The sequence below is a fragment of the Bosea sp. ANAM02 genome, assembly GCF_011764485.1.
Lineage (GTDB): Bacteria > Pseudomonadota > Alphaproteobacteria > Rhizobiales > Beijerinckiaceae > Allobosea.
Genome location: NZ_AP022848.1, coordinates 844761 through 858933 on the forward strand (window position 1 = coordinate 844761; position 14173 = coordinate 858933).

Below are 14173 nucleotides of genomic sequence, written 5' to 3' on the forward strand. Positions count from 1 at the left end.
CCGAATGGGGCCGGATGACCTATGGCCCCGGTGACGGGCAGATCGACGAGGCAGCAGCAATGCGGCTGGCTGCAGTCGCTCGGGCGCTGCCGCTCGGGGGCGCCGACGGAAGCGGGATCATCAGCCTCGGCCGCAAGGAACTAAGGGCCGTCCAGGCGGTCGGCATACTTGCGGCCGAGGGCTGCGCGCTTGAGATCCTGCCGAAGATCGACAACCTCGACAATGGAGGCATTCGCCGCCAGCTCGTGCATATGCTCGCCGTGACCCACGACCTAGAAGTGTCCGCGGGGACGCTGGCCTCACTCGACTGGCAGCGGGATGATCTCATAGAGATCCTCATCCGCCTGTTCGCCCAGATGTTAACCGAGGCGGTGCGCAGGGGCATGCCGAGGCGCTATGTCGGCAAAGAAGAGGACCTGTCCGTCTTGCGCGGCCGCCTCGACGCTACGCGACAGTTCACTCGGCTTGCCGCTAGCCCCCAGACCCTCGCGTGCCGGTTTGACGCGCTTTCCGCCGATATCGCGCTGAACCAAATTATGAGAGCAACAGTGCTTCGCCTCCTGACACTCGCTCGCGGCACCGAGACTCGTCGTATCCTCCGGGAGCTCGCCTTCGCATACGCTGACATCACGCAGGTCCCGGTCGAGGCCTTGCGCTTCGATGCCGTGATCCTCGACCGCACTAACGCCCGCTGGCGCGACCTTCTGGCGCTCGCGCGGCTACTGCTCGAAGGACGCTTCCAGCGCACCTCGACAGGAACAGCGGCTGGGTTCTCCCTGCTATTCCCGATGAACGAGCTGTTCGAAGAGTACGTCGCACGATTGCTGGCCCGCGTGATGATAGGCAGCGGGCAGCGCGTGGTGGCGCAGGGCGGCCTGCTACATTGCCTTGAGGATTCAGTAAGCGGCGCCCGAAGGTTTCGCACAAAGCCCGATATCTTGGTCAAACGAGATATCTCAACCACTCTCGTGATCGACACAAAGTGGAAGCGCCTCGCGCCGGTCTTCGAGGATCCGAAGCAAGGGGTTTCCCAATCCGATGTCTATCAGATGATGGCCTATGGTCGGCTGTACCGATGTGCGCGGCTGCTCTTACTCTACCCTCACCACGCGAGGCTCGGAGAGACGCCGGGTTTACGCGGCCGCCATCGGATCATCGGCAGCAATGATGAGCTTCTCGTCGGCACTCTCGATCTCAGGCAACTTTCGACGGTGCCGGAGCAGCTCCGCGCGCTGGTTTCGCATTGTCACATTGGCACTTAGGCTACCAAACAGACCGAGGGGTCGTGCCTTTGGCAAATAGTCCGAACATGCACCGCCCACGTAGCCACCTCTCGCAGGATTCCGCTTGCTTTGCCACAAGGCCAAATGTTCGTTGGGGTTGTCTCACGCTGACGCGGTGATGGGGCGCCGCTACTGGTTCGCGCGACGGGAAGTCTGTGGCTGATGTTTTGGCTATCAGGGCCTCTTAGGTTGCCACTCACCCGCCAGCTTCTGGGCTTCCGCGATTTGCGCGGGCGTCATGCGCTTTGAAATGCGGTCTCTGAATTTCGCAGCATCTTTATCGCCCTGTGCGGCCGATAAGTTGAACCACATATGTGCGCGTACGAAATCCTGCGGTACGCCCTCACCATTGTGGTAGGCGAGACCCAGAATGCCTTGCGCGGGGGGGTTACCTTGGTCAGCGGCGAGGCGAACCCACTTCACCGCCTCGCTGTGGTTCTGCGGCACGCCCTCTCCATTGCGATAGATTACGCCGAGAAGGCGCTGCGCGTTGGCGTGGCCTTGGTCAGCGGCGAGGCGAAACCACTTCACCGCTTCGACGTGGCTCTGAGGCACGCCCTCGCCGTTGCGGTACGAGAGGGCGAGATTGATCTGTGCGCTGGCGTCGCCTTGGTCAGCGGCTAGGCGAATCCACCTCACCGCCTCAGAGAGGCTCTGCGGCACGCCTTCGCCCTTTCGGTACATGACACCGAGATTATTCTGCGCGTCGGCGTTGCCTTGGTCGGCCGCGAGACGATACCACCTCACTGCCTCAGCGTGACTCCGCGGCACGCCCTCGCCCTTGCTGTATGCGTAGCCGAGACGGACTTGGGCGGGAGCGTGACCTTGGTCGGCGAGCGGCCGCAAAAGCCGCACAACAGTGGCGTAGTCGCCCTTCTTGTATGCGTTGGCAGCGTCCTCAAGCGGACCAGCAGCCACGGGTGTAGCAAGGCTCAACAGCAGCACAATAACGGCGAGGGCTGCGCGCGAACCTGCGGTCCCAGTCGATGGCTCCGAAATCTGATGCCGTCTACTTTCGCTTGCCCGCCCGTTGCCAGGATGCTCGCCGCGCATGCCATGGTTTTCCTGTGCTCGCGCCCACCGTGCGCCATCCTAGCACGCATGTTGCGTCGCGGCTTTATAGCGATCGCCTACTCCGCTTCACACCGCCCGTGCTGCACCCATCCACCGGCGCGACGATGCGAGGTCAAGCGATGAGACCAACTGTCCTACTCGGTCTGTGTGAGATGGACGAGTACGGGAAGGGGGAGAGACTTGGTTTCATTTGGGTATGCCTTTCGTGATCCAGCAATTGCCTGGTTCATAAAATATGTTTGACAATCCAAATTAAACCATCAATATGGATACCATTCTAAGTGAACCAATGAGACAGACATGTTTGTCCGGGCCTATCTCCGAGCCTCCACCTTCGAGCAGGATGCCACCCGAGCACGCGAACAAGTCGAAGCCTTCGCCGCAGAGCGTGGCCTCGCCATCGCCGCCACCTATGTCGAGAACGAGAGCGGCGCGTCGTTCAAGCGCCCGGAGCTGTTCCGCTTGCTGGCCGACAGCAGGCCCGGCGACATCCTCCTCATCGAGCAGGTGGACCGCCTATCCCGCTTGAACGCGGATGACTGGTCCAAGCTGAAGGCCGAGCTGGCCGCTCGCCATGTTCGCGTCGTCGCGCTGGACCTGCCGACGAGCTGGGCCATGGCCGACCCGAAGGCCGTCGAGTTCACCGTGCGCATGTTCGACGCCATCAACGCGATGATGCTGGACATGCTCGCGGCCGTCGCCCGGAAGGACTATGAGGACCGCCGCCGCCGGCAGGCGCAGGGACAAGCTAAGGCTAAGGCCGAGGGCCGCTATAAAGGCCGACCGGCCGATACCAAGCGTAATGATGGCATCGCATCGATGCTCAAAGCCGGCATGTCGTGGTCGAAGGTGCAGGCGGCTACCGGATGCAGCCGAGCGACGGTGGCGAAGATCGCGAAGATCGTCAGGCCCTGATCCGTCATCCGTGTCACTGTCACTCTGAGCAGCGAAAGCGCGTCACGCAACGTTGTGGCCCGGCGGGCAGGTTGGGCTGGGCGGGATCAGGAGACGGTAACCGGCGGGGCCGTCACGCCTCGTCAGCCATAGCTTCCAGAGCTGCTACGGGATCATCGGCAGCGAGTGCCCCGAAGAGCTGCTTCGCCATGCCGATCAGGTCATCGGGCGAGTGACCTTCGCTTCGCTGGTGTTCCTCGTGGGTCTTGATGCGGAAATGATCAAAGGCCCCCAGCTTGTCCATCCAATCCATTTGTAGGCGCTCTTCGGTCAGCCTGATCTTCGCTATGTCGAGCTGAGTGTGCACGTCGTTCCGTGCCTCTGCCTGCTCTTGAAGGCGGGCGAGGTTCCGGGCGCGGGCTTGGCGTGCGATATCGCGCTGGGCGACCAGCTTATCCACGGTTTGGGCGCGGACCCGCTCTACTGCATGTCGTTCGGCACGGACTATGACCTCACGGGCCGTGCTGGGGTGGATATTCAGGTGCCGGGCGATCTCGGAGTAGGTGTAGCCATCGTCAAGCATCAGCATGACGGTCCGCAAGCGGCTCTCGGCATCGGTTTGGGGGCGTGTGCGGTGCCGGACGGCAGGGGCGTTCTGGGGTGGGTCTTTTGAAATGGCCGCGCAACCCGTTGTAGCGGGTGTCCCAGCCGGTGCGTCCGTCATATGCATGCGGTTATGCCGGCTAAGCGAGTTCCGGTTCAGCGCCGGGAACTCGGCCTCGATAGCGCGAAGGCTGGTCCCAGCCCTGAGACGGGCTTCCGCCGCGAGCCGTTGCGGCGACCTGCACACAATACACATGGCTAGGCGGCGGCGCGGCGCCGGACAACGATGTGCGAGAGGATCGCGAGGCATTCCCCATCGGGATCACCAGCGGCGATGTCGGCCGGGTCTGCCCTATAGACCTTGCCTCCGCTGCGTGCAGCGAACCGTTCCAGTTCGGCCGTGACAGCATCGTAGAGCCGGCCTCGCGTGGTCACCGACATGGTGACGCCATGCGTGATGGGGTCGGGGTGCTCCATGAATGCGATGGTGGCGCCGATCTGGCGCAACTTGTCGGCGATAGGGGCAAGGTCGGCGCGGATAGCCTTTGCGCGTGCCTCCGGGTCAGGGTCACAGATAGCCATGGTAGTGGCTCCTATCGGGAAGAAAGACCGGGGGCCGAGCCCGTGAGATACTCGACCCCCTAGGGGCGCCCGATCCGTCAAGACGGGCTAGCGGCGGGGCAACAGAGGGGGAACCCCGCCGATCTGGTCAGAGCTTGCAACGCCAGTAATTGCCGGCGCGGGGCTCGATGAAGCCGCGCTGGGCGGCCTCACGGAGGATTTCCTCGGCCCGCTGCGTCGTGACGCCGATGGCCTTGCCGATATCGCTGGCGAAGCACTGCGCCGGGTTGCCGCCCATCGTCGTGCAAGCGCGGCAGATGACCGCGACGACCTCCAACACGGGAAGGTCTGTCACTCCCTGATCGGAGGCCAGCTTCCGAACGGCGGCCGGCAGGCGATCCATCCGGGCGGCGCGCTTGTCCCGCAGGGCGATCTCGCTACGAAAGGCCGGCTGATACAGGTCTGCGAGGGAGCCGGTTCCGCTGGTCGGCATGGCCGGGGCGCCGGACTTGGAGAAGTCGAACTTCTGGCCGCTCTGACTAGCCGCGCCCCCAAAGAGCGCGGTGGTGGCAGCGGCGCGGCGCCGGGCGGAGCGGTCCGTCCCGGTGTCGTGGGGCGTGAGGTTCAGGAAGCCGGTGGGGATCATCAGTGCGTGTCCTTCTGTTCGGGGGCGCCGCCGTTCACGAGAGCCAGCCCGCGCTTGAGGAGATCGACGATGACAGCCGACCGGGTGGCGGAACGGCCGGGCGCCTTCGGGATGCGACGGGCGAAAACGAGGTGGTCCACGCTCTTCACCAGCTCCACCGGGGCGCGAACCGAAATGCGGGTGGTATTGAGCATGACAAGGTTTCCATCTGAGTAAAACCTACGGTCGAACTGGAGGGCAGTCAATATCTATCCGTTGCAACCGGGTGCAAATATTGCCGTACGAAGACAGTCTACTTGTCTAAAGTTTGTAGACCGTAAGTAAGGCTTGGACGAAGTCTTCGTCAACCGCCAACCTCAGTAGCCTGCGACGCCGAACACTCGAACGGTGGCGCGCGGCGTGAACAGGCGCGACCGAGCAGCGGAATGGAAGGCAGTGGTCGAGGGAATGGGAAGCTGACCCCATGTAGTCTCCGGCAGCTGGCCCCGTGCTCGTTCGCATGCGCGACCGTGCACGCGCCCATGTGCGGCCACGTGCCTGCACATGCACGCGCCCGTGCTCGCTCACGCGATCACGCTCGCGTCCCTGTGCGGCTACGCGCGGTTAGAAGACGCTCTTGGCGGAAGCCCTAGGCTGCCTCACCTGCAAGGCAAAAAAGCTCGTGAACTTGCAACACCTAGGTGTTACACACGTCGCCGTGTTGGTGGCCAAAAAGCCTAGATTTTACTGATTTCTTAGGGTGTTGAGCCCGCTCCCTTCCGGGACGCCATGTCCACGACGATGGATCGCAGTCAATGTCCTGGCGATGTCCGTGTGCCGCCTATTCGGCACAGGCGCGAGATCGCTGCCTCAGGATCGGCGCGACAGGACGGCGACGACGATCACGACGGTTGCCATCATGCAACTGACCACGATCAGCGATGTCGAGATGGAAACCGCCGTCATCACCGCGCTCACCACGATCACGCCGACCGCGTTCGCCGTCCGCAGCAAGGCGAAGACCTCCGCACGCCTTTTCGGCGGCGCGAGCGTGTCGAGGACGAGCGAATAATAGGTGCCCAGCGGCGCGAGGACCGCGCCGATCAGGAGGGCGCCGAGAACGGTCACCAGCATCGACACCTGAAGCGCCGCCAGGATCGCCCCGGACGTCATGACCGCCAACTGGATCAGGACGGTCCGGCGGCTCGCCATGCGGTTCCGGATGCTGACCCAGATGCCGCCCGCGACCGAAGCCACGCAAAGCGGGACGGTGAACAGGATCGCCAGCGTCGGCGCGTAGCCGAAATGCAGGGCCAGCGCGACGGCGCCGATCTCCAGCGCGGCCACCGTCGCTCCGCCTGCCGCCGCGCACATGAGCCAGAGCAGGATCGACGGGCTGATGATCGACGCGTCCGGGGCATGGACGTCGTCGGGAGCGGCTCCGGGTCGTATGTTCGGAAGCAGGAGCGCGGGGACCGCACCGAGGATCGCGATGGCCAGGATAGCGACGACGGGCGAGATGGTGCCCAGACCGGAAGCCGCCACCGGTGCCAGAACGAAGGTGGTCTCGTTCAGCGTCGATGCGATGCCGAGCGCGCGCGGAAGCTTCGACGCCGGCGCAAGCTCGTTGAGGATCGTCCGCAGATATCCGGCCGCCGCGCCGTTCACCAACCCTGCCAGTGCCGACGTCGCGACAAGCCAGATGATGGGCGTTTCATGATGTGCGAGCAGGGCGAGGGCTCCGAGCGCGATCGTCCTGAACACCACCAGAAACCGCAGGAAGGTCGTGGGCGGGAAGCCTCGGCCCGAGCGCGTGATCGGGATGGCGCCGATCACCTGGGCGAGCGTCATCGACAGGATCATGGCCGCGCCCGCGCTGGTGTCGCCGGTCAGCGCCAGGGCGACCAGCGCGAAGGCGACCGGTCCTGCGGCCTGTGGAACCGTCATCGTCGCCGAGGAGATGAACCACCGAACGAGCGGCGCTGCGGTAATCGTGCTGGTCGAGGGTGTCGTCATCAGCCGGCCCAAAAGGAAAAGGGCCGGGCCGTTCCCGGACATTCTGTATCCCGTGGCGGGATCGAGGACGTTACCTCGTGAGCTGCGCTTTAGCGTTCGCATGCGCGACTGGCAAGCTTGGCGCCGAAAGCGATGGCAGCGGCCTGCTGGCCATTCCTGTCGCCGAACAAGCGCAGCCGTCGCGCAACTCTCCTGAAATCAGTGGTCAGCGACGCGGTCGATGTTTTAAGCACGGAGCATGGAGACCGTTTCGCCGCACGAACTCTTCACCCATATCCGCATCGTGCTGGGCATGGTCGTCGGCCTCGGCATCACGCGGATGCTGGCCGGCCTCGCCGGCTTCATCCAGCATCCCGGCCGCCACCGCGTCTCGCTGCTGCACATGCTCTGGGTCGGCTCGATCCTGCTGGAGCTCGTGCTGTTCTGGTGGTGGGAGTTCGGGCTGTCGCGCATTCCGGCCTGGAGCTTCGGCGTCTACCTCTTCCTGATCGGCTATGCCGTCGTGCTCTACCTGCTCTCGGCGCTGCTGTTCCCGGACAATATCGCGGAATATGCCGGCTACGAGGATTTCTTCATCCGGCGCCGGCGCTGGTTCTTCGGCCTGCTGGCGGCGGCCTTCGTGCTCGACATGGTCGATACCCTGATCAAGGGCAGCGAGCATTGGACGCAGCTCAGCGGCGACTATCTCGTGCAGGTGCCGATCGGGCTGGCGCTCTGCCTGATCGCCTATGTTTCGGCGCGACGTTGGGTGCATATCGGGCTTGCTAGCGTGCACGTCCTCTACCAGTGCTACTGGATCGGCCGCGTCGTCTACACGATGGGCTGAAGCGGGCTCAGTCGGGCTCAGTCCGTCTCGCCGGGCTCGCGCGCGAAGGGCGCGAAATGCCTGACGACCTGCCGGTAGACGTCCTGCTTGAAGGGGATGATCAGGTCCGGCGTCTCGTCGAGACGCGCCCAGCGCCAGGCGTCGAATTCGGCCTTGTGGCCGCCGGACGGGGTCAGGATGTCGATCTCGTCCTCCGCGCCGACGAAGCGGAAGGCGAACCATTTCTGGGCCTGGCCACGCCAGCGGCCCTTCCAGGCTTCCTTGCCGATATCGACGGGCAGGTCATAGGAGAGCCAGCCCGGTGCCTCGCCCAGAAGCACGACCGAGGTGACGTTGGTTTCCTCGGCGAGCTCGCGGCGGGCGGCTTCCAGCGGCGTCTCGCCCTCGTCGATGCCGCCCTGTGGCATCTGCCAGGCATGGCCGGGCGCAACATGCTCGCGCTTGGTCTTGTCGGCGCGCCGGCCGACGAAGACGAGACCCGCCCTGTTGAACAGGACGAGGCCGACGCAGGGGCGATAACCTTCGGGCGGCCTGTCGGTCATCGCTGCGATCCGGTGGATCTGATCGATCCTGCGCCGATCGAGCCGGTACTCTTGGGCGAGCGGAAGCCGCGGGCGGCGCTCACCGGGACGATCATGATCTTCTTGGCTTCCAGCGATTGCGCCCAGCGGTTGATGCGCTCGATCGAAACGGGCAGGGCGCTGGCGGCCGCGACCACGATACCCTGTTCACGGGCGATGGTCTCCAGCGCGGCCAGCTCCTTGTCGATCGCGTCGGCGCGGGTGACGCCGTCGATGACGCGGTCGATCTTCAGCGCCGGGATGCGGGCGCGGTCGGCGGAGCCGGCCAGCAGGCTGCGCGCGGAGGAGCCGTCGTCGACGACCATCAGGCCGCGGCCGGCAAGCTCGCGCAGAACGGGTGAAAGCGCACTCTCGTCCGAGGTGAAGCGGCCACCGAGAAAGTTGACGATGCCGACATAGCCGGTGAAGCGGCCGAGCGCCCAGTGCAGCTTGTCGATATTGTCCGGAGCCTTCGGGCCGGTCAGCAGCGTATGCGGGCCCGGATCATTGTCGGGATAGTCGAAGGGCTCCATTGGCAGTTGCAGGAAGACCTCGTGGCCTTCGCCACGGGCACGCTGAACGGTGCGTTCGAGCTCGGTGCCATAGGGAGCGAAGGCGAGCGAGACCGGCGGGGGCAGTTTCGCGATCGCATCGGCCGTGCCGCTCTGGCTGATGCCGAGGCCGCCGACGAGCAGCGCGACGCGGCCGGCCGGTTTCGCCATGGGCTCCGGGCCAAGCGGGCGGGCATAAACCTTGGCCGGGGTTGCGCCGTCGGGACCGGATTTCGGCAACAGGCCGTAGCGCGAGCGCTCGACCAGCCGGTTGTCCGGGGCGGTCGCGAGCGTGATCGTGCGGGCGGTATCGGGAATGGTGATGACGATCGCCTCGGGTGCTTCCTCGCCCGCGCGCACCACGGTTACGCCTGCGCTGTTCTCGAGCTGGGCGGCGCTGGTCGGTCCGCGCGGCGGCGCGGTTGCCGGATCAGGCGTGGCGGCAGCGGAGGCGGCGGGCGCGGCGCGCTTCTCGATGGCTGCGACGGCCATGGGCTCGCCGCCATCGGGATCGCGACGCAGTGCGACCGTGAGCACAAGAGCGAGGATCGCCAAGCCGACGCCGCCGGCCGCGGCCGTCGCAAGCCAACGACCCCAGGGCCGGCCAGAGGCCGCGGGGCGATCCTGGCCGAGCGGTCGATTGAGCTCCGTCAGCGGCTTATCGGCCGGGAGAGGCCGTCCTCGAGGTTGCGACGCGGGCCCGAATCAGCAGCCCGCGCGCTAGTCTTGGCGCCTAAGGAGCCCGGCGTCGAGCCCGCAGCCTCAGTTCGGCTGCTTGGGCGCCTCGGGGGTGGCGGGCGCAGCCGGCTTCTCCGTGGAGGCCGCAGCACCCGTCTTGACGCCGCGGAGCTGATTCAGCGCCGCGATGAGCTGGGTGTCCTTGGCCGCATCGGCGGGGACATAGGAGCTGGAACCGGACTGCTCCTCGCCCTCGCCGGCCTTGAGATGGCCCTTGAGCGCGGCTTCGCCCTTGTTCTCGACGAGCTTGTCCTTGATCTCCTTCGGAATGTCCTGCTGGACCTCGATATCCGGGGTGATGCCCTTGGCCTGGATCGAGTTACCCGAGGGGGTGTAGTAGCGCGCCGTGGTGAGGCGCAGGCCGCCATTCGAACCGAGCGGGATCACGGTCTGCACCGAACCCTTGCCGAAGGAGCGCGTGCCCATCACGGTGGCGCGCTTGTGGTCCTGCAGGGCGCCGGCGACGATCTCGGCGGCCGAGGCCGAGGAGCCGTTGATCAGCACGACGACCGGCTTGCCCTTGGTCAGGTCGCCCGACTTGGCGTTGAAGACCTGGGTTTCCTCGGCATTGCGGCCGCGCGTCGAGACGATCTTGCCGCGGTCGAGGAAGGCGTCCGAAACCAGCACGGACTGGTCGAGGCGGCCGCCGCGGTTGTTGCGGAGGTCGATGATGTAGCCCTTGATCTTGTCGGCGCCGATCTCGCTCGTCGTCTTCTCGATCGCCTTGCGCAGGCCGTCATAGGTCTGCTCGGAGAAGGTGCCGATGCGGATATAGCCGACATCGTTCTCGACCCGCTCCTCGACGGCCGGGACGACGATGGTCGAGCGGGTCAGGGTGAATTCGAGCGGCTCGGTCTTGCCGGGACGGTCGATCTTGAGCGTGACCTGGGTGTTGATCAGCCCGCGCATCTTCTCGACGGCCTGGGTCAGGGACAGTCCCTTCACCTCGGCGCCGTCGATCTGGCGGATGATGTCGTTGGCGAGGATGCCGGCCTTGGAGGCGGGCGTGTCCCTGATCGGCTTGGCGACCTTGAGGACGCCGTCCTCCATCGTCACCTCGATGCCGAGCCCGCCGAACTGGCCGCGCATGTCGGTGTCCATGTCGCGGAAGGACTTGGCATCGAGATAGGAGGAATGCGGATCGAGCGAGGAGACCATGCCGTTGATGGCGGCCTCGATCAGCTTCTGCTCGTCGGGCTTGTCGACATAATCGGTGCGGATCTTCTCGAAGATGTCACCGAACAGGTTCAGGCTGCGATAGACCTCGGCCGAGGCCGCCACCGCGCTGGTCGAGGAGAGCAGCCTGGTCTGGGTGGCCAGTCCGGTCAGGCCCGCGCCCATGATGGCGCCGGCGAGAACGAGGGAAACCTTGCGCATCATCCGCGAACCTTTTCGCCTTGCGATTTCGTCCACCACGGCGTCGGATCGATCGAGACGCCGTCTTTCCTGAATTCGATATACAGAACCGGCTGCCCGGTTCCCACCCCTACGGTCGTCGCGGCAGCTTCCGATGTTTCGCCCATCGTCGCAACCGGTTCCCCCGCCAGCACGAACTGATTGAGCGCGACATCGATCCGCTGCATGCCGGCCAGCAGGATGTAGTATCCCCCGCCGGCGTTCAGGATCAAGAGTTGCCCGAACGAACGGAACGGTCCCGCATAGACAACCCAAGCGTCAGAAGGTGCCGAAACTAGGGCGTTCGCGCGGGTTTCCAAGGATATCCCGCGAATCGTGCCGCCGGCGCCGTCCGGATCGCCGAAACCACGCAATCGTGATCCCGTGACGGGCAGCGACAGCAGGCCCCTGGCCTCGGCGAAGGCGAGCTTGGGGGCAAGCCGCGCCGGATCCTTGAAGGCCAGTGCCGTCATGCGCTCGCGCTGCTCGCGGGTCTCCTGCTCGATCGCCTGGCGGGCGGCATCGGCTGCCTTGTTGGTGACCGAGATCTCCTTCTCGATCCTCTCGACGAAGTCCCGTATCGAGCGAGCCTGGCCGGCGAGCTCCTTGCCGAGCGCAGCCTGCTGTTCGACATCCCGGGCGGCGCTGGCCTCGCGCTCGCGCCGTCCCTCTATCAGGGAGGCCAGACGCTGGCGCTCGCCCGCGATCTGCTCCATCTCTCCGCCGATCTTCTCCTTTTCGGTCGCGATGCCCTGGCGCAGGCGGACGAGCTCTGCGAGATCGGTGCCGAGAATCTCGACCTCCTGCCTCAAATCCGGCACGACGGCGCCGAGCAGCATCGAGGCGCGCACCGCTTCCAGGATATCCTCCGGGCGGACCAGCACGGCGGGCGGCGGGCGCCGGCCGATGCGCTGCAGTGCCGCCAGCACCTCGGCGATCAGGTTGCGCCGGCCGTCGAGCGAGCGGCGAATCGCGGCCTCGCTGGATTGCAGCAGGGACAGCCGGTTCTCCAGCGCGCCCAGGCGCTCCTCGGCGGCCTGGGTTCGCGCGGTGGTATCGAGCAGGGCCTTGTTGAGGGCGGCGCGATCGGCTCGGATTCCAGCAATTTCCTTTTCCAGCGCGGCGCGGGCTTCGGTGTTTCCGGCCAGGCGCTGCTCGATCGCCTTGAGTTCGCTTTCGCGCGCCTGCTTCTCGACGAGCTTCTGCATCGCCTCGCGCTGGAGCGCTTCCGGGTCGGGCTGAGCCGTCTGGGCAATCACGCCGGACGACGTCGCCAGCAGTGCGGCCAGGCACAGGCCGCGCAGTCCGGGGCGAATCAGCGAGCTCATACGCGATGATAAGGGTGGCCGGAGATGATCGTCATCGCGCGATAGAGCTGTTCGAGCACGAGCGCCCGCACGATCTGGTGCGGGATGGTCAGGGCACCGAAGGCGAGCGTGATATCGGCCCTGTCGCGAATCTCTTCGCTCAGACCGTCGGCGCCGCCGATAATCAGGCTGGCATGGCCGGTGCCGGAATCGCGGGCCGTGGCGAGACGGGTGGCGAAGGCCTCGCTGCCGAGCTGGCGGCCGCGCTCGTCCAGCGCGATCAGCAAGCCCGGCTGGGCCTTCGCGAGGATGGCCTGAGCCTCCTCGCGCTTGCGCTCCTCGGGGCGCCGGCCTCGGCCCTCGGCGATCTCGACGATGTCGGGGCCGCCGAGGCCGATGCTGCGTCCGAGTGCGACGCCGCGCTCACGATAGCGCTCGCAGAGTTCGCGTTCCGGCCCGTCCTTGAGCCGGCCGACGGCGATGACCGCGAGCCGCATCGGAAACGAGCGTCAGCTATCGAGGCGTTCGTTCGGCCGGTCGGTGCCCCACATCTTCTCGAGATTGTAGAACTGACGCACTTCCGGCCGGAAGACATGGATGATGATGTCGCCGGTATCGAGCAGCACCCAGTCGCAAGCGGGCATGCCCTCGACCTGCGGCGAAGGCTTTCCGGAATTCTTGATGGCTTCGATCAGGGCTTCGGCGATCGCGGCGACATGGCGGTTGACGTTGCCCGACGCGATGATCATCGCATCCGCCAGCGAGGTCTTGCCCACGAGGTCGATCACCGTGATGTCCTCGGCCTTCATGTCCTCGAGGACACGCTGGGCGAGGGCGATGCTGTCGGCAGAGGGATTCTCCGCGACGGCAGCCTGGGGAAGCGGCTTCGGCTCGGCTTCACCAAGGGTTTGACGGGTCAGTGACGTATCCTCTCGATCCTGATGCGCGTTCGGCGCGATGGGTCCAAAATAAGCCGGAAGGCGCGGGAGTTCAATCGCGGCCGGCCTGTTTGCGCAGCATCGTGGAGGATAATGTCGAGCGCTTGCCGTGCAGGAAGACCCAGGCGGGAGGCTTCATGCGGGGCAGGCTCGCGGCCTGGCTTTCGGGCAGGCGCCAGCGCGACAGCCAGTTGGCGGCGGGCGAGGCCATCGCGCTATGGGTCGAGCCCGGCCGGTCGATGATCGCGATCGGCATCATTCGGGCGATGGCGCGCCACTCGGCCCAGCGATGGAAGCCGGCGAGATTGTCCGAGCCCATGATCCAGACGAAATTCACGCCCGGGCAGCGCCGCTTGAGCGCGCGCAACGTGTCGGCGGTGTAGCGGGTGCGCAGCATCGCCTCGACGCCGGTGACGTCGATGCGGGCATGACTGGCGACGCCTTCGGCCTGACGGAGGCGTTCGGCGAGCGAAGGCAGCTTCGCGTTGTCCTTGAGCGGATTGCCGGGCGTGACCAGCCACCAGATGCGGTCGAGCTGCAGCCGGCGCAAAGCGGTCAGGCTCGCGAGCCGGTGGCCGTCATGGGCCGGGTTGAAGCTGCCGCCGAAAAGGCCGACCCGCAGGCCGGGCGCGAAGGGAGGCAGCCGGGACGGCAGGCGCGGAAGTTCGCTCGTCATCGCGTCGGCCGGTCTAACGGCGTGCTTCGGAACCACAAGGTCATTCCGGGGCGGCGCGTCAGCGCCGAGCCCGGAACCCAGAACCGCAGGTCGCTGAGGGATGCCGTGCCGCTCACGCTAGGTCCG

General features: G+C 65.8%; 16 protein-coding genes. 3 read left to right on the plus strand and 13 right to left on the minus strand.

Going from position 1 to position 14173, the window contains the following annotated elements:
- Positions 1-14: 14 nt before the first annotated feature.
- Positions 15-1262: an McrC family protein gene (locus tag OCUBac02_RS04085; RefSeq protein WP_244639089.1), complete on the plus strand. Its 1248-nt coding sequence runs from the start codon at positions 15-17 to the stop codon at positions 1260-1262.
- Positions 1263-1457: 195 nt separating this feature from the next.
- Here OCUBac02_RS04085 and OCUBac02_RS04090 read toward each other — a convergent pair whose 3' ends face one another.
- Complete coding sequence (locus OCUBac02_RS04090; RefSeq protein WP_173043580.1) at positions 1458-2336, minus strand: tetratricopeptide repeat protein; 879 nt, start codon at positions 2334-2336, stop codon at positions 1458-1460.
- 321 nt (positions 2337-2657) lie between these two features.
- Here OCUBac02_RS04090 and OCUBac02_RS04095 point away from each other — a divergent pair, with 321 nt between their 5' ends.
- Positions 2658-3272 carry a recombinase family protein gene (locus OCUBac02_RS04095; protein WP_173043582.1) on the plus strand — a complete coding sequence of 205 codons (615 nt, stop codon included), beginning with the start codon at positions 2658-2660 and terminating at the stop codon, positions 3270-3272.
- A 112-nt stretch (positions 3273-3384) separates the two neighbouring features.
- Here the strand turns inward: OCUBac02_RS04095 and OCUBac02_RS04100 are convergent, their stop codons facing one another.
- The 5 genes from OCUBac02_RS04100 to OCUBac02_RS04120 all read right to left on the minus strand — a co-directional run bounded on the left by OCUBac02_RS04100 (position 3385) and on the right by OCUBac02_RS04120 (position 7056).
- On the minus strand, positions 3385-4164 hold the full coding sequence (locus tag OCUBac02_RS04100) for a helix-turn-helix domain-containing protein (protein ID WP_348521646.1): 780 nt from the start codon (positions 4162-4164) through the stop codon (positions 3385-3387).
- Positions 4113-4436 carry a hypothetical protein gene (locus tag OCUBac02_RS04105; RefSeq protein WP_173043586.1) on the minus strand — a complete coding sequence of 108 codons (324 nt, stop codon included), beginning with the start codon at positions 4434-4436 and terminating at the stop codon, positions 4113-4115. The genes OCUBac02_RS04100 and OCUBac02_RS04105 overlap by 52 nt, the downstream gene beginning before the upstream one ends.
- Positions 4437-4563: 127 nt before the next feature.
- Positions 4564-5061, minus strand: a complete 498-nt coding sequence (locus OCUBac02_RS04110; RefSeq protein ID WP_173043588.1) for a hypothetical protein — start codon at positions 5059-5061, stop codon at positions 4564-4566.
- Entirely contained in the window at positions 5061-5255 is a 195-nt protein-coding gene (locus OCUBac02_RS04115; RefSeq protein ID WP_173043589.1) for a ribbon-helix-helix domain-containing protein, read from the minus strand. Before OCUBac02_RS04115 ends, OCUBac02_RS04110 begins: the two co-directional genes overlap by 1 nt.
- 655 nt (positions 5256-5910) lie before the next feature.
- A complete protein-coding gene (locus OCUBac02_RS04120) occupies positions 5911-7056 on the minus strand; it encodes an MFS transporter (RefSeq protein WP_052232372.1) in 1146 nt (381 codons plus the stop codon).
- Between the two features lie 238 nt (positions 7057-7294).
- On the opposite strand from OCUBac02_RS04120, the gene OCUBac02_RS04125 reads away from it, so the two are divergent.
- Positions 7295-7882 (plus strand): hypothetical protein, encoded by a 588-nt coding sequence (locus OCUBac02_RS04125; RefSeq protein WP_047579671.1) that lies wholly within the window; start codon positions 7295-7297, stop codon positions 7880-7882.
- 17 nt (positions 7883-7899) lie between these two features.
- Here the strand turns inward: OCUBac02_RS04125 and OCUBac02_RS04130 are convergent, their stop codons facing one another.
- The 7 genes from OCUBac02_RS04130 to OCUBac02_RS04160 all read right to left on the minus strand — a co-directional run bounded on the left by OCUBac02_RS04130 (position 7900) and on the right by OCUBac02_RS04160 (position 14047).
- Positions 7900-8424, minus strand: coding sequence for an RNA pyrophosphohydrolase (locus tag OCUBac02_RS04130; RefSeq protein WP_173043591.1), 525 nt, complete (start codon positions 8422-8424; stop codon positions 7900-7902).
- A complete protein-coding gene (locus OCUBac02_RS04135; protein ID WP_244639090.1) occupies positions 8421-9548 on the minus strand; it encodes a divergent polysaccharide deacetylase family protein in 1128 nt (375 codons plus the stop codon). Before OCUBac02_RS04135 ends, OCUBac02_RS04130 begins: the two co-directional genes overlap by 4 nt.
- A 207-nt stretch (positions 9549-9755) precedes the next feature.
- On the minus strand, positions 9756-11108 hold the full coding sequence (locus OCUBac02_RS04140) for a S41 family peptidase (protein ID WP_047580962.1): 1353 nt from the start codon (positions 11106-11108) through the stop codon (positions 9756-9758).
- On the minus strand, positions 11108-12454 hold the full coding sequence (locus OCUBac02_RS04145; RefSeq protein ID WP_173043593.1) for a murein hydrolase activator EnvC family protein: 1347 nt from the start codon (positions 12452-12454) through the stop codon (positions 11108-11110). The genes OCUBac02_RS04140 and OCUBac02_RS04145 overlap by 1 nt, the downstream gene beginning before the upstream one ends.
- The gene (rlmH, locus tag OCUBac02_RS04150) at positions 12451-12930 is read right to left on the minus strand and encodes a 23S rRNA (pseudouridine(1915)-N(3))-methyltransferase RlmH (protein WP_173043595.1); all 480 of its coding nucleotides are present in this window, start codon (positions 12928-12930) and stop codon (positions 12451-12453) included. Before rlmH ends, OCUBac02_RS04145 begins: the two co-directional genes overlap by 4 nt.
- Before the next feature lie 12 nt (positions 12931-12942).
- Complete coding sequence (rsfS, locus tag OCUBac02_RS04155; RefSeq protein WP_052232531.1) at positions 12943-13353, minus strand: ribosome silencing factor; 411 nt, start codon at positions 13351-13353, stop codon at positions 12943-12945.
- A 70-nt stretch (positions 13354-13423) separates the two neighbouring features.
- On the minus strand, positions 13424-14047 hold the full coding sequence (locus tag OCUBac02_RS04160) for a nicotinate-nucleotide adenylyltransferase (RefSeq protein WP_173043597.1): 624 nt from the start codon (positions 14045-14047) through the stop codon (positions 13424-13426).
- Positions 14048-14173: the final 126 nt, after the last annotated feature.

Excerpts from the sequence above, each read along its gene's own strand:
- OCUBac02_RS04105 (WP_173043586.1), bottom strand. The coding sequence starts at position 4,436 with ATGGCTATCTGTGACCCTGACCCGGAGGCACGCGCAAAGGCTATCCGC.
- OCUBac02_RS04120 (WP_052232372.1), bottom strand. The coding sequence starts at position 7,056 with ATGACGACACCCTCGACCAGCACGATTACCGCAGCGCCGCTCGTTCGG.
- rlmH (WP_173043595.1), bottom strand. The coding sequence starts at position 12,930 with ATGCGGCTCGCGGTCATCGCCGTCGGCCGGCTCAAGGACGGGCCGGAA.
- OCUBac02_RS04110 (WP_173043588.1), bottom strand. The coding sequence starts at position 5,061 with ATGATCCCCACCGGCTTCCTGAACCTCACGCCCCACGACACCGGGACG.
- OCUBac02_RS04095 (WP_173043582.1), top strand. The coding sequence starts at position 2,658 with ATGTTTGTCCGGGCCTATCTCCGAGCCTCCACCTTCGAGCAGGATGCC.
- OCUBac02_RS04140 (WP_047580962.1), bottom strand. The coding sequence starts at position 11,108 with ATGCGCAAGGTTTCCCTCGTTCTCGCCGGCGCCATCATGGGCGCGGGC.
- OCUBac02_RS04130 (WP_173043591.1), bottom strand. The coding sequence starts at position 8,424 with ATGACCGACAGGCCGCCCGAAGGTTATCGCCCCTGCGTCGGCCTCGTC.
- OCUBac02_RS04085 (WP_244639089.1), top strand. The coding sequence starts at position 15 with ATGACCTATGGCCCCGGTGACGGGCAGATCGACGAGGCAGCAGCAATG.
- OCUBac02_RS04115 (WP_173043589.1), bottom strand. The coding sequence starts at position 5,255 with ATGCTCAATACCACCCGCATTTCGGTTCGCGCCCCGGTGGAGCTGGTG.
- OCUBac02_RS04145 (WP_173043593.1), bottom strand. The coding sequence starts at position 12,454 with ATGAGCTCGCTGATTCGCCCCGGACTGCGCGGCCTGTGCCTGGCCGCA.
- OCUBac02_RS04090 (WP_173043580.1), bottom strand. The coding sequence starts at position 2,336 with ATGCGCGGCGAGCATCCTGGCAACGGGCGGGCAAGCGAAAGTAGACGG.
- OCUBac02_RS04160 (WP_173043597.1), bottom strand. The coding sequence starts at position 14,047 with ATGACGAGCGAACTTCCGCGCCTGCCGTCCCGGCTGCCTCCCTTCGCG.
- OCUBac02_RS04100 (WP_348521646.1), bottom strand. The coding sequence starts at position 4,164 with ATGCCTCGCGATCCTCTCGCACATCGTTGTCCGGCGCCGCGCCGCCGC.
- OCUBac02_RS04125 (WP_047579671.1), top strand. The coding sequence starts at position 7,295 with ATGGAGACCGTTTCGCCGCACGAACTCTTCACCCATATCCGCATCGTG.